At 64.2% G+C, this 14,322-nt stretch carries 13 protein-coding genes; 12 read left to right on the forward strand and 1 reads right to left on the reverse strand.

What is annotated here, in order from left to right; genetic code table 11:
- Positions 1-22 precede the first annotated feature (22 nt).
- The 12 genes from argS to ACP15D_RS18585 all read left to right on the forward strand — a co-directional run bounded on the left by argS (position 23) and on the right by ACP15D_RS18585 (position 13,799).
- Positions 23-1,837, forward strand: a complete 1,815-nt coding sequence (gene argS, locus ACP15D_RS18530; RefSeq protein WP_424958889.1) for an arginine--tRNA ligase — start codon at positions 23-25, stop codon at positions 1,835-1,837.
- Between the two features lie 50 nt (positions 1,838-1,887).
- A complete protein-coding gene (locus ACP15D_RS18535; RefSeq protein WP_424958890.1) occupies positions 1,888-3,681 on the forward strand; it encodes an SPOR domain-containing protein in 1,794 nt (597 codons plus the stop codon).
- An 80-nt stretch (positions 3,682-3,761) separates the two neighbouring features.
- Positions 3,762-4,793 (forward strand): beta-N-acetylhexosaminidase, encoded by a 1,032-nt coding sequence (gene nagZ, locus ACP15D_RS18540; protein ID WP_424958891.1) that lies wholly within the window; start codon positions 3,762-3,764, stop codon positions 4,791-4,793.
- 71 nt (positions 4,794-4,864) lie between these two features.
- Complete coding sequence (locus ACP15D_RS18545; protein WP_424958892.1) at positions 4,865-5,725, forward strand: segregation and condensation protein A; 861 nt, start codon at positions 4,865-4,867, stop codon at positions 5,723-5,725.
- A gap of 52 nt (positions 5,726-5,777) precedes the next feature.
- Positions 5,778-6,629: an SMC-Scp complex subunit ScpB gene (gene scpB / locus ACP15D_RS18550; RefSeq protein ID WP_424958893.1), complete on the forward strand. Its 852-nt coding sequence runs from the start codon at positions 5,778-5,780 to the stop codon at positions 6,627-6,629.
- A gap of 36 nt (positions 6,630-6,665) precedes the next feature.
- A complete protein-coding gene (locus ACP15D_RS18555; RefSeq protein ID WP_424958894.1) occupies positions 6,666-7,787 on the forward strand; it encodes an ABC transporter ATP-binding protein in 1,122 nt (373 codons plus the stop codon).
- A gap of 174 nt (positions 7,788-7,961) precedes the next feature.
- A complete protein-coding gene (gene tatA / locus ACP15D_RS18560; protein WP_424958895.1) occupies positions 7,962-8,201 on the forward strand; it encodes a twin-arginine translocase TatA/TatE family subunit in 240 nt (79 codons plus the stop codon).
- Between the two features lie 71 nt (positions 8,202-8,272).
- Positions 8,273-8,722, forward strand: a complete 450-nt coding sequence (gene tatB / locus ACP15D_RS18565) for a Sec-independent protein translocase protein TatB (protein WP_424958896.1) — start codon at positions 8,273-8,275, stop codon at positions 8,720-8,722.
- Positions 8,719-9,522, forward strand: a complete 804-nt coding sequence (tatC, locus tag ACP15D_RS18570) for a twin-arginine translocase subunit TatC (protein WP_424958897.1) — start codon at positions 8,719-8,721, stop codon at positions 9,520-9,522. Before tatB ends, tatC begins: the two co-directional genes overlap by 4 nt.
- Before the next feature lie 73 nt (positions 9,523-9,595).
- Complete coding sequence (gene serS, locus ACP15D_RS18575) at positions 9,596-11,161, forward strand: serine--tRNA ligase (RefSeq protein ID WP_424958898.1); 1,566 nt, start codon at positions 9,596-9,598, stop codon at positions 11,159-11,161.
- 86 nt (positions 11,162-11,247) lie between these two features.
- The gene (gene surE / locus ACP15D_RS18580; protein ID WP_424958899.1) at positions 11,248-12,048 is read left to right on the forward strand and encodes a 5'/3'-nucleotidase SurE; all 801 of its coding nucleotides are present in this window, start codon (positions 11,248-11,250) and stop codon (positions 12,046-12,048) included.
- A gap of 245 nt (positions 12,049-12,293) precedes the next feature.
- Positions 12,294-13,799: a LysM peptidoglycan-binding domain-containing protein gene (locus ACP15D_RS18585; protein ID WP_424958900.1), complete on the forward strand. Its 1,506-nt coding sequence runs from the start codon at positions 12,294-12,296 to the stop codon at positions 13,797-13,799.
- Between the two features lie 194 nt (positions 13,800-13,993).
- On the opposite strand, the gene ACP15D_RS18590 is transcribed toward ACP15D_RS18585, so the two are convergent.
- Complete coding sequence (locus ACP15D_RS18590; protein WP_424958901.1) at positions 13,994-14,314, reverse strand: DUF3175 domain-containing protein; 321 nt, start codon at positions 14,312-14,314, stop codon at positions 13,994-13,996.
- Positions 14,315-14,322 lie beyond the last annotated feature (8 nt).

The following is a 14,322-nucleotide window of genomic DNA, read 5'->3' on the forward strand; positions in this document are numbered from 1 at the left end:
TCACAGCATTAGGATCGCCCTCGTGGACGTGTTCGCCGAGATCGAAAGCCGCATTTCGGCGGCCCTCGAAGCGCTCAAATCGGAAGGCGATCTGCCGGCCGGTCTGCCGACCAGCGGTTTCGACGTCGAGACCCCGCGCGACCCGACGCATGGCGATCTTGCATCCAACGTCGCCATGGTTCTCGCCAAACCCGCGCGCATGAAGCCGCGCGACATTGCCGAGAAGCTGCAGGCCAGGCTTTCCGCCGATGCGGACGTGGCGTCCGTCAGCGTCGCTGGCCCGGGCTTCCTCAACATCACTTTGAAGCCGGCACTCTGGCACCGCCTGGTGCAGGCCATCTTGAAGGAAGGGGCGGCCTACGGTCGCTCGAAGCTCGGTAACGGCCAGACGGTCGACATCGAGTACGTCTCCGCCAATCCGACCGGGCCGATGCACGTCGGCCATTGCCGCGGCGCGGTGTTCGGCGATGCGCTGGCGAACCTTCTCGCCTTCGCTGGTTACGATGTGACGCGCGAATACTACGTCAACGATGCCGGCGGACAGGTGGACGTGCTCGCGCGCTCGGTCTTCCTGCGCTACCGCGAGGCGCTGGGCGAGGATATCGGCGCAATTCCCGAAGGTCTCTACCCGGGCGATTATCTGAAGCCCGTTGGCGAGGGGCTCGCCAAGGAGCACGGGGCCGTGCTTCTCGATATGCCCGAGGACCGCTGGCTGCCGACGGTGCGTGCGTTCGCCATCGACGCCATCATGCCGATGATCAGGGACGACCTCGCAGCACTCAATATCAAGCACGACCTCTTCTTCTCCGAAGCTTCGCTGATCCGGGGCGGCACCGACAAGGTGAAAGCCGCTATCGATGCTCTGCGTGCCAAAGGCCTGATTTACGAGGGCCGGCTTGAGAAGCCCAAGGGCCACGACGACGAGGAGTGGGAAGACCGCGAGCAAACGCTGTTCAAATCCACCGAGTTCGGTGACGAGGCCGACCGGGCCCTGATGAAGTCGGACGGCAGCTACACCTACTTCGCCGGCGACGTTGCCTACCACTATGACAAGCTGCAGCGCGGCTATCGCCACCTGGTCAACGTCTTCGGCGCCGACCACATCGGCTACATCCCGCGCATGCTGGCGGCGGTGGCCGCCTTCACCGACGGTACGGTTGAGCGTGATGCCAAGGGCAAGCTCAAGTCGTGGGCGACGAGCGGCGGCTCGGCCGATCTCGCGATCAAGGTCGTCAACCTCGTCAAGCTGTTCAAGAATGGCGAGCCCTACAAGATGTCGAAGCGCGCCGGCACGTTCGTGACGCTGCGCGATGTCGTCGACGAGGTCGGCCGCGACCCCGTCCGCTTCATGATGCTCTACCGCAAAGAGCTGGAGCCGCTCGACTTCGACTTCGCAAAGGTGACGGAGCAGTCGAAGGACAACCCGGTCTTCTATGTGCAGTACGCGCACGCGCGCGCCGCGTCGGTCTTCCGCAACGCCCAGGAGGTGTTTCCCGAGCTGTCGCCCGATAGCCCCGCGGTGCTCGGCGCAGACCTGTCGCGCCTCGACGATGCCGGCGAGATCGACCTCATCAAGAAGATCGCTTTCTTCCCCCGTCTCATCGAGGGCGCGGCCAAGGCGGAGGAGCCTCACCGGCTTGCTTTCTACCTTTATGAGTTGTCCTCCGCGCTGCATGGCCAGTGGAGCCGAGGCAATGATTCGCCACATTTGCGATTTATCCAAGCAGAAGACGGGGTTATGACCGCCGCACGGTTGGCGCTTATCGCTGCCGCTCAACAGGTGATATCCTCGGGTCTTTCAGTCCTCGGCGTCGAGGCACCAGAGTCAATGCGCTAGACTCCGATTCGACGCTTAACGACTGAAACAGCGCTTCGAGGGGTTCATAGATGTCTCGCTCTCAAGGTGCCGCAAATAGCGGGTGGCCGCCACAGCGCTACCCGGCGGCTGAGCCCGATCCCCGCACGGGCGGACACCCGGCACAGCGCCCGCAGGCCGCTCAACAGGCGCCGCAGTACGCAGCACCGCAGCAGCCGTCGGCACCATCGTATCCGCCGCAGCAAGGCTATCCGCAGCAGGGTTACGCTGACCCGCAAGGTCGCCAGCAGCCCGCATACGCGCCGCAGCCGCAATCATCACATCAGCATCAGGTGCGCCAGCCGCAGGCCCATCCGCAGCAGCAGCCGGCCTACCACTACCCTGCCCAGCAGACAGCGCCCCAGCCGCAGTACGCGCCGCAGCAGCATGTGCCGCAGTCCGCGGTGCCGCGCACCGCTCCGCCGACGCAGCCCAGCCGCCAGGCGCTGAGCAGCCTCGACAGCGCGCGCAATGCCCAGCCGACCCACGAGATCGAAGGCTTTCCGCGCACGCAGCCGCCGCAGTACGCCCGTGCGCAGCAGCAGCCGGCGCCCGCTCCGGCGCAGCGCGCCCAGTATGCAGCACCCCAGGCTGCGCCTCAGTACGCCGCTCCCCGCGCGCCCGCTCAAGCGCCGGTGCAAGGCTACGACGCTTGGCCCGCGCAGCATGCCGAGCACGACCCCTATGCCCAGCCGGCAACGGACTATTTTCAGGCCGACGCAGGCTACGCCGCCAACGGCAACCAGTCACCGTTCGACACGCTGCAGCAGGCCGACTGGTCGCTGCCCGGCGCGGGATACGATGATCCGCTGAGCGACCCGCAGGGCTATGGCCACGCGCAACTTGGCTACGATCAGGCTCATGGCGGCGCGCTCGAGACGACATACAACCAGGACGACGCCGGTTACGAGGTCGAAGAGCCCCGCCGTGCTAGTTGGACCATGCGCATTGCCGGTGCGGTGGTTGTCGCCATCGGCCTCGGCTACGGACTGGCCCAGGCCTATAAGTCGCTCGTTGGGCCACCTCCGGATGGAGCGCCTCCGGTCATTGCCAGCGACGCTTCGCCGGCCAAGGAAAAGCCGCTCGACCCGGGCGGCCGCCAGTTCTCGCACACCGACAGCAAGGTCCTCGGGCGTCTCGGCGAAGAGGAGAGCCACACCGGTGGTCTTTCTCTCTCTGAGACCGATGACAGCAGCGCCAACGGCGCTCGCCAGGTAAAGACGCTGGTCGTCGGCCGCGATGGTTCTATCGCCCCGCCTTCGGCCCCGGCCGAGTCGGACGCGCCAGTTTCCGTGCCAGGCCTCACCGTCGTGGACGCCTTCGGCAATGATTCCCATCCGGCCCCGCAGCGGGTCGCGGCGACCGAGCCTGTTCGCCAGCCTGACCCAGAACCCGCCGCCGCCCCACTGCCGCGGTCCGGTGTAAATGTGAAGACCACGCGGGTCATCCCTTCCTCGACCGCCAGCCTGCGCGGCGATGAGGCCCCCGCCGTCGCGCCGCCCAAGAAACAGAAGGTTGCCGCGACGGATACTTCGTCCAGCAGCAGCGCAGCCACTGGTGCCAACGGCTACGTCGTGGTGCTGGCGTCGGTGCCGGCCTCCAGCACCAGCCGGCTTGATGCCCTTCGCAAGTTCGCTGACATGCAGCAGCAGTATGGGCCCGTTCTCGGCAACAAGACCCCGGACGTCCGCGAGACGACCTTGGCCGGCAAGGGGCCGTATCACAGGCTCCTCGTCGGTCCACCAGGTTCCCGTACCCAGGCAAACGAGCTGTGCACGCAGCTGAAGGCCTATGGTTACAAGGACTGCTGGGTTACCGCTTACTAAGCACCATGGCGCTGGCGCGCTCGACGGGTGCGCCACGCGATGCTAGGTCCCGCGCATCTGAAGCAGCCATTGGATAGGTGATGCGCACCGCCCTTATCGTCGGAGCCGCCGGCACCGAGCTGTCGCCCGACGAAGTCCGGTTCCTCAAGGATGCCCGCCCGGCGGGGTTTATCCTCTTTGCCCGAAATTTGAAGGATCACGCACAGATACGCGCGCTGATCTCGGACGTGCGTGCCGCCATCGGCGCGGACGACGTTCTGGTTCTCATCGATCAGGAGGGCGGACGCGTGCAGCGCCTTCGCCCGCCGCTTGGCCGCGCGTTGCCGCCGGCAGCTGCCTACGGAGCGCTTTACGCGGGCGATCGCGAAGTAGCCCTCGCCGCCGCCTTCGAGGCAACCCGCCTGCTTGCCGCTGATCTCGTCGACCTCGGCATCAATACCGATTGCGCGCCCGTGCTCGACCTGCCCGTCCCCGGCTCGCACGACATCATCGGCGACCGCGCATATGGACGTACCGTCGATCAGGTCGTGGCGCTCGCCAAAGCCGTTGCCGATGGCTTCATGGCCGGTGGCGTCGTGCCGGTGATCAAGCACATTCCTGGTCACGGCCGCGCCACCGCTGATAGCCACCTGGCGCTGCCGGTCGTCACCGAGCCCCGCGAGGAGCTGATCGCCTCGGACTTCGCCCCCTTCAAGGCCCTGAGCCATTTGCCCGCGGCGATGTCCGCGCATGTAGTGTTCCGCGCCATCGATCCGGACGAGCCTGCCAGCACCTCGCCCATCATCATCCGTGACGTCATCCGCGGCCTGATCGGCTTCGACGGCCTCCTGATGAGCGACGACCTCAGCATGAAGGCGCTTTCCGGTCCGATGCGCCAGCGCGCCGAGGCGGTTATCGCCGCCGGCTCCGATCTCGCGCTCCATTGCAACGGCGACATGGCCGAAATGGTCGACGCCGCCGCAGGTTCGGGCCGCCTCGAAGGGCGCGCCAAGGAGCGCTTTGATACAGCCCTTAACATTACCAAAGCCACGCAGCCGTTTGATTCCGCTGCGGCCGAGGCGCAACTGGCCAAGGTCCTTGCGTTTGCGGCTGGTGCAGCTGAATCAGTGTAAGCTCAACCCTATATTGTAGGGGATCTTACGTGGCCGCCCCGCGCGCGGCTGATTGAGGGCCACCGGAAGCGATGAGCACCGAGCCGCAAAACGAAGAGAGCGAGGCCGCCTCGACCTGGGACGAGCCGTCAGTCGATGCTCGCGTCGACGACGAGGACGCTCTCATCGTCGACGTCGGTGGGTATGAAGGCCCGCTAGACCTCCTGCTGGCGCTCGCCCGCACGCAGAAAGTCGACCTCGCTAAAATCTCCGTCCTGGCGCTCGCCAACCAATATCTATCGTTTATCGCCGAAGCCCAGAAAGTGCGCCTTGAGCTCGCCGCTGACTATCTCGTCATGGCCGCTTGGCTGACCTTCCTGAAATCGCGACTGCTGCTTCCACGCGAGATCCCGCAGGGCGAGGAAACCAGCGCTGAGGAACTGGCCCGACGCCTATCGTTCCGCCTGCTGCGCCTCGATGCCATGCGCGAAGCCGGCGCCCAGTTGATGACGCGCATGCGCCTCGGCCGCGATGTCTTCCCGCGCGGCATGCCCGAGGGCACGCGCACCATCCGCGAGACCGAATTCACTGCCAAGATCTACGACCTGCTGCACGCTTACGCCGATCAGCGACGCCGCACGATCAAGGTGGGCCACGTGGTCAAAGTGCGCGCTGTCTGGTCGATCAAGGATGCACGTGTGCGCCTCGAGCGGATGCTCGGCAATGCGCCATCGTCTGGCGATTGGCTCGCCTTCGAGCGCTGCATGCTGCAGATGGCCAAGGAGCACGAGAACGGCAGGACGGTCGTTGCAAGCTCGTTCGGCGCAACGCTGGAGCTGGCGCGCGAGGGCCAGCTGGAGCTGCGCCAGGATGGCCCATTCGAGCCGATTTATATGCGTTCGCGCAAGGACGGCAGCGGCAACGCCGAGGCAGAGTGGCAGCGGATAGCCTGACCAAAATGAACCCCGTGTGCGTTCCGGACATCCGATGACGAAAGAGAAGCGCATGGAACCGCCACGCTTGAGCCTGGTGCCCAATAGCCAGGAGGATAGCGACAGCTCGTCCGACGACGCGCACGCGCCCGGTGCCCTGCCGCGCAACGTCTCCGCACTTCCCTTCGCCGATCACCGCGAGAAGCTTCGCATCCTCGAAGCCTTGCTTTTCGCGGCATCCGAGCCCTTGGACGAAGCCAAGCTGGCAGCCAACTTCGCAGAAGGCGAGAACATCGCCGCCCTCATCGAGGAGCTTCGCGCCTTCTACGCTGGCCGCGGCGTCAATCTGGTCAAGGTCGCGGGCAAGTGGGCGTTCCGCACCGCTGTGGACCTTGCCTACTTGCTCGACCGCTACGCGACGCAGGAAAAGCGCCTGTCGAAGGCTGCGCTCGAAACTCTGTCGATTATTGCCTATCACCAGCCCGTGACGCGCGCCGAGATCGAGGACATCCGCGGCGTCACGACATCAGCGGGTACGCTCGACATCCTGCTGGAAACGGGTTGGGTGCGCCTGCGCGGACGCCGTCGCGCCCCGGGCCGACCCGTCACGTACGGCACCACCGATGCCTTCCTCGTCCATTTCGGGCTCGAGAGCATCAAGGACCTTCCGGGCCTCGCTGAGCTGCGCGCGTCCGGCTTGCTCGATGGCAACCTGCCGCCTGACTTCACCGTGCCCGAGCCCACCGACGTCGCCGCGCTGATGCCCGACGAGGTGCCGCTTGATGAAATCGAGGAAGAAGAACAGCGCGAGGCCGAGGAAGCAGACGAAGCTGAGGAACGCGAGGCGGAAGCAGCCGAGGCCGCCGAAGCGGAAGCTGCGGCCGCGGAGACCTTGCCCGGCGACGAGGACGCCGATAAGTCCTGATCCAGCCTCTCAAAGTGCGTAAAGAAGGTATCCCTCGTGTCATCTCTCGTTGAGAAGACGGCCCACCCAGCGGCAAACGGCCCGTTATCCGGGGCGGACCGGGGCCGCGCCGCCGCGACCATCGCGGCCCAGCTGACCTTCGAGAATCTCGCACGTGAATTCGACACGACCCAGGCGCTTGCCGGCTTCGACCTTGACGTAAAGCCAGCGGAGATCGTCTGCCTGCTCGGCCCGTCCGGGTGCGGGAAGTCGACACTCCTGCGCATCGCAGCTGGCATCGAAAAGCCGACCGGCGGGCGAGTCCTGATCAACGGACAGGAGGTCGCCGGACCATCGCGCTTCGTCGCCCCGGAGGAGCGCAGTGTTGGCCTGATGTTTCAGGACTTCGCGCTCTTTCCGCATCTGACCATCGTCGCCAATGTCGCATTTGGTTTGAAGGCTCTGACCAAGGCCGCCGCGCACCGGGAAGCGCTGGCTGCATTGAAGCGCGTCGGACTTGCCCACCTCGCAGATGAATATCCGCACATTCTATCCGGCGGTCAGCAGCAGCGCGTCGCGCTCGCGCGCGCAATCGTTCCGCGCCCCGCGGTCATGCTCATGGACGAGCCGTTTTCCGGTCTCGACGTGCAATTGCGTGATGCCATGCAGGAGGAGACGCTCTCTCTTCTGCGCGAGGCACGCGCTACATCGGTCATCGTCACGCACCATCCCGAAGAGGCCATGCGCATCGGCGACCGCATCGCGGTCATGCGCGCCGGCCGTCTGATCCAGGCCGGCACCGCCGAGACGCTCTATCACCAGCCATCCGATCTTTTCGTCGCTCGGCTGTTCTCCGAGATCAACGAGCTTGCCTACAAGGTCGGCGCGAGCGGAGTAGAAACGCCCATCGGCGTGCTGCCTGCCCCCGGCCTCAACCCCGGCGAGAGCGCGACAGTTTGTATCCGCGAGCGAGGAGTAGCCCTTTCCAAGGGCGGAGAGGGAATCCCTGGCCGCGTGCTCGACGTTAAGTTCCTCGGCGACGTCTCGCGCCTGGAAGTGGCCCTCGAAGGCTTCGAAAGGCCCATCAAGGTGCGGGCAGGCGAAAGCGAGGGCTGGAAAAGCGGAGCCGAGGTCCGCGCCACGATAAATCCCGCACGCGTCCTCGTATTTCCCGCATAGACCCGCGAAAATGAAGCCACGGTAATAACTTGGCTTTACGCTCTAGGCGGGGTGCCCTTGCAGGGCCATATGCTTTCTGCAATATCGTTTGACGCAAGTGTTGTCCCGGCGGCAACGATTGCTGCCGTAACATCAACTGTAGCGGCTGTAGCAACTCATAAGGAGCGTATGACGATGGGCCTGAGCACCTGGCATTTGCTCATCCTTGCGCTTGTCGCGCTTCTCGTCTTCGGCGGCAGCGGGCGTATTTCATCCATCATGGGTGACATGGCCAAAGGGATCAAAAGCTTCAAGAAGGGGCTTTCCGACGACGAGGAGGGGGAGAATCCTCCGGCGCGTGGTGCCGATCCGAAGATTATCGAGCAGCGCCCGGTTGAGACCGCCGAGCGCGATAGAAGCAAGACGACGGGCTGAAGCGGCGATCGCGGCGCGCGCCACCCTCTTGGTGCGCACGGTATTGAGCGCGTCGGCAACCGGGACGACGCATGTTCGACATCACTTCCAGCAAGCTGTTGATCCTCGCCATCGTGGCGTTGATCGTCGTCGGGCCGAAGGATCTGCCGATCCTTCTGCGCACCGTTGGCAAGTATCTCGGCATGATCCGGCGACAGGCGGCCGAGTTCCGCGGTCAGTTCGACGAGGCGATGCGCGAGGCCGAACTCGATCAGCTCAAGAAGGAATTCGAGGCCGCCGCGCGCGAGGTGCATGGCACGGTGGAGGCCAGCGCTCGCAATTTCGAGAAGCAGATTGAGGCCGCAGGCACAAAACCCGAGCCCGCCAAGGAAGAGCCAAAATTCGGAACCGCACTGGCGGCACCCGCTGGCGAGGAATTGCAGCCAGGACAAGAATCGACACCCAAACCTGCGCTCGCCGAGCCAGCGCCAGCAAGCCAGGATGCTGAGACAAAGCCGGAGCCGGGCAGGGGAGCGGCATGACCGAAGCAGCGCCACGGCCGGGCCAGGATGACATCGACGCTTCCAAGGCTCCGCTGCTCGACCATCTCGTCGAGCTGCGCCAGCGGCTGATCTATTCGATCATCGCGCTGGGTATCGCGTTCGCGGTCTGCTTCATGTTCGCCAAGCAGATCTACAACATTCTCGTGCTGCCTTATCAGTGGGCGCACGGCGGCACCGATCCGATCGAGATGATCTACACGGCGCCACAGGAGTTCCTGTTCACGCAGATGAAGTTGGCGCTGTTCGGTGCCGCCTGCATCTCGTTCCCTATCGTTGCCAGCCAGATCTACAAGTTCGTCGCGCCCGGCCTCTACAAGAACGAGCGCCGCGCCTTCCTGCCATATCTCATCGCCACGCCCGTCCTGTTCCTGCTCGGCGCGCTGCTCGTCTATTTCCTCGTCATGCCGATGGCGATGCGCTTCTTCCTCTCGATGCAGCAGTCGGGCGGACCGGTAGAAATCCATCTGCAAGCGCGCGTGTCGGAATATCTCGCCCTGATCATGACGTTGATCATCGGCTTCGGCATCTGCTTCCAGCTTCCCGTTGTGCTGACTTTGCTCGCCCGCGCCGGACTGCTGACGGCCGATACCCTCAGGAAGGGACGGCGCTATGCGCTGCTCGGCATCACCGCGGTTGCTGCGGTTCTCTCGCCGCCCGATCCGTTCAGTATGCTTGCGATGATGCTGCCGACTGCGGGGCTTTATGAGCTGTCGATCTGGATGGTGGACCGCGTGGCGCGCCAGGAAGCCGCCAAGAAAGCCGCATCCTCCGCCGATTGATCGCGTCTGGACCATCTATCGCCGGACCACTATACCGTCCCCCGACTGCGCATCTTAGCGGACAGAGGCTGACGTGTTCGATATCAAGTGGATCAGAGAGAACCCCGAGGCGTTCGACGCCGGTTTGCAGAAGCGCGGCCTTGCGCCTCTCTCGTCCGAGCTGATCGCGCTCGATGAGGCACGCCGTGCCCACGTCACCAAGCTGCAGGAAGCCCAGTCCCGCCGCAACGCCGCCTCGAAGGAGATCGGCAAGGCCAAGGCCGCCAAGGACGAAGCGAAGGCCGCTGAGCTGATGGCCGAGGTCGCCACGCTGAAGGACGAGTTGGCGAAGGGCGAGGACGAGGAGCGCGTGCTCGACGCCAAGCTGCGCGATGCCTTGTCTGGCATTCCCAACCTGCCGCTTGACGAGGTTCCGCTCGGCAAGGACGAGCACGACAACGTCGAGGTGCGCAAGGTCGGCGCGCCGACCAAGTTCGACTTCGCGCCCAAGCAGCACTTCGAAATCGGCGAGGGCCTGGGCCTCATGGACTTCGCCACCGCGGCGAAGATTTCCGGCGCGCGTTTCGTCGTGCTGAAGGGCGCGCTTGCGCGTCTCGAGCGCGCCATTGGCGCCTTCATGCTCGACCTGCACACCAGCGAGTTCGGCTACACCGAAAACATCGTCCCGCTGCTGGTGAAGGAGGAGGCTGCTTACGGCACTGGTAACCTTCCCAAGTTTGCAGAGGATTTATTCTCGACGAAGTTGCTTAAGGAACGCATTGACCCAGTGCCAATGTTCTTGATGGCGTTCAATCTGTGGCGTCGCATCGACGACATTGATCGACCGGTCTTGAGCCGCTGGAGAGATCTATTCGATGACGAATATAGCCGGCGCGGCGAACGAAATTTCGTCACTTGGGCGAGCCTCAATAAATTCCACGGGTCACCGTGGTCGGAGCACGTGCGCGATTATTTGAGCCGTTTCGAGTTCAAGAGCAGTGATTACCGCGAACTTGCGAACGATCTAATCCAGAGTGATAATTTTGAGACGCGATATCTCATCCCCACTGCCGAAGTTTCGCTCACCAACTTCGTGCGCGACGAAATTCTTGAAGAAGGCGCGCTGCCGATGCGCCTCACCGCGCAGACGCCGTGCTTCCGCTCGGAGGCAGGCTCCGCCGGCCGCGATACGCGCGGCATGATCCGCCAGCATCAGTTCACCAAGGTCGAACTCGTCTCCATCACGACGCCCGAGGAGAGCCTCGCCGAGCACGAGCGCATGACCGGCTGCGCCGAGGAGGTGCTGAAGCGCCTCGGTCTGCCGTTCCGCACGATCATGCTGTGCACCGGCGACATGGGCTTTGCCTCGCGCAAGACCTACGACATCGAGGTGTGGCTGCCAGGCGAGAACACCTATCGCGAAATCTCCTCGTGCTCGGTGTGCGGCGACTTCCAGGCCCGCCGCATGAATGCGCGCTACAAGCCGAAGGGCGCCAAGGAGACGCGCTTTGTGCACACGCTGAACGGCTCCGGCCTCGCGGTCGGGCGCACGCTCATCGCCGTGCTTGAGAACTACCAGCAGGCCGACGGCTCCGTCGTCATCCCCGAGGCGCTGCGCCCCTACATGGGCGGCCTCGCCGTCATCGAGAAAGCTGCTTGAAATGATGCAGCTCGCTCGATGCTCACACGTCTTAGCCTCTCCCCGGCGGGGAGAGGTTATGGTTGCATTGTAGGGAGCTTCAGCCCATGCGCATCCTCGTCACCAACGATGACGGCATCGGCTCGGAGGGCATCGAGAACCTGCGCCGCATCGCCGAGGAAATCTCCTCCGACGTATGGGTCGTCGCGCCGGAAAAGAACCAGTCCGGTGCATCGCACTCGATGACGCTGCACGAGCCGCTGCGCGTTCGCCACACCGACGCGCGCACCTTCGTGTTGCGCGGCACGCCGACCGATTGCGTAATCATGGCCGTGCGCCATTTCCTCATCGATCATCCGCCCGATCTCGTGCTGTCGGGCATCAACCACGGCTCCAACCTCGCCGAGGACGTCACCTACTCGGGCACCATCGCTGCTGCCATCGAAGGCACCATGCTCGGCGTTAGAGCCATCGCGCTGAGTCAGGTCGGCGGCTCGCTGGAAGAGGGCAAGATCCACTGGGAAACGCCGCTGACGCACGGCCCCGGCCTCATTGCGCGCCTGCTCGAGAGCGAATGGCCGAAGAACATCGTCCTCAACGTCAACTTCCCCGCCTGTCCGCCCGACGCCGTCGCGGGCATTGAGATGACGCGGCAAGGCCGCCGCGATCAGGCTTCTTTGCGCATCGATCAGCGAAGCGATCCTTGGGGCATGCCGTATTTTTGGTTCAACTTCGAGCGCCCGCCATCGACGATGGTTGAGGGCACTGACCTCGCTGCCATCGAAGCACGCCGCATCTCGGTGACGCCTCTCTGCCTCGACCTCACCAGCGAGGGGACGCGCAAGGACCTCGAGCGGCTTTTCGATCCCGGCTTCCCGCGTAAGCGCGCCGCCGGCGGCGACCTGTAGTCCCTGACACCAAACATCGCCTGAGGGCCGCCGCGCCTCCTGCGATTGCCTTCGCCATGCCGCGAAGTCGTCGCCGCAGCGTCGTTAACTAAGCACAAAGCCTGCTTAGCTTTAACGAACCAGCAGAGCGACCGTTGCGCCCCTTACGACGAGATTGCACTGATTTTTTGCAACCCTGCTGCCACCGTTAAGGGTCCATTAACTCCTTAAGGATTAATGGGAGGTTGGCAGTAAAGGTGCGTATCATGATGCGTTTTAAGCGTTTCCTTCGCGAAACCTCGCTTCTCCAGCCAGCGGCGCGCGCCGCCACAATTATCGTGGCGGCCATGAGTGGCGGATGCACCGCCTCGGTCTCCGGCTTTGATTTCCCCAGCTTCAGCCTGAACGACGATAAGCCGGCGCAGCAGACCGCTTCCGGCTACGGGCGCAGCAACCTCGGCAACGACAGCTACGGCGGCGGGGGCGCACCCTACAGTTCGCCGCGCAGCAACCGCGAAAGTTCTGTTGCCTCGCAGGACCTGCCCGATGCATCGCCGTCGGCGTACTCGGGTGGCCGCACGGGCACGAATTACGCGTCCAACTCGCGCTCTGATCAGACGAGCTATGGCACCCAGTCGAGCTACGGCTCGTCAGGTGGTTCTTCCAAATACAACTCGTACACGGCGAACGGCCGTTACGGCACCGTGGCGCCGTCGTCGACCGCATCGACCAATCGCTATGATCCGCAACCGACTCCCTCGCTCGCCAATCCCGGCGACACCATCGAGGTGCAGTCCGGCGACACGCTGTATGGCATCTCGCGCCGCCACAACGTGTCGGTCGCCGAGCTCATGCAGCTCAACAACATGGCGAGCCCGAATATCAAGCTGGGTCAGAAGCTTTATCTGCCGCAGGGCGTATCGGCGCGTCACTCGCCAGCGCCTGTGACGCAGACGGCCAGCATTCAGCCTCCGCCGCCCCCATCGCCGCCCTCCAGCCACGGCGGCAACTATGGTGGCGGCACTTACACGGTGCGCCCGGGTGACTCGATCTACGGCATCTCCCGCTCGCTCGGCGTTTCGGCTGCTGAGCTGCAGCAGGCCAACGGCATCACTGACGTGCGCAGCGTGAAAGCCGGAACGGTTCTGCGCGTGCCCGGCTCCGGAGGTGGTTCCAGCGGCGGTTACGACACTGCCCAGCAACCGGTGCAGCACGTCGCGGTAACCCCGCCGCCCGCATCCCAGTCGCAGCCCACCTACCAGAACGCGGGACCGTCCACTGCCCAGCAGCCGACGATACTCAACGGCTCGCAGCCGAGCACCAATTACACGCAGGTTGCAACGCGCAACGTGAACACCAACGTTGCCCCGCCGCGTCAGTCGGTTGCCTCGAACGACAAGCTGCGCTGGCCGGTCAGCGGACGCATCATCAGCGGCTTCGGTCAGCGCTCCGACGGCACCCACAACGACGGCATCAACATGTCGGTTCCGATGGGCACGTCCGTGCACGCAGCCGAGGGCGGCACCGTAGCCTACGCTGGCTCCGAGCTGAAGGGCTACGGCAACTTGATCCTGCTGCGTCACGACAACGGTTGGGTCACCGCCTATGCGCACAACGACCAGCTCATGGTGAAGCGCGGCGACAAGGTGCAGCGCGGGCAGGTGATCGCCACCGCCGGCCGCACTGGCTCTGTCGATCAGCCGCAAGTGCACTTCGAGCTTCGCCAGGGATCGAAACCTGTCGACCCCGTACCGTTCCTCGAAAAGCTCTGATCGTTCGCGCGTGAGGGAAAAAAGAATGGTGCCAGACCGTCAAGGTCTGACACCGTTTGCGGCGCTTGTGGCCGTCTGACCGGCTGGACCGGTACGACTCTTAGATCAGAGTCGCGTGCGTCGAAAAAGAGTCATTTGCGCAACGCTCGCCTAACGTCGCCACGCAGTCGCACCACGTTGCGCGCGTTCAGCACTCAGTCCGTTTTGCCGAACGCTTCGCGCAACTCGTCCTTGGCCTTATCAAGAACGCGCCGGCGCTCCTCTGGCAGGCTACTGCCTGCGCGGTTTATGTAGAACGTCAGCATCGACATCGCGGAGCGGTATGGATCCGACTTGCGCCGGTTGCTGCGCTCCGCGGAGCGCTTCAGCGAAAGCGCAATCTTCTTCGGATCATCGAACGTGAAGACGTTCTTTTGCAGCGTCATCGCATTGCTGGTCTCGGTCACGTGCTGAGACCACTTGTCGGACGACTTGTTTGACGAGGCGGGCTTCGATTTGCGCTGGGCCGTAGCCATGAGAGCCT

It is taken from the genome of Hyphomicrobium sp. 1Nfss2.1 (genome assembly GCF_965243865.1).
In the GTDB taxonomy this organism is placed as follows: domain Bacteria; phylum Pseudomonadota; class Alphaproteobacteria; order Rhizobiales; family Hyphomicrobiaceae; genus Hyphomicrobium_A.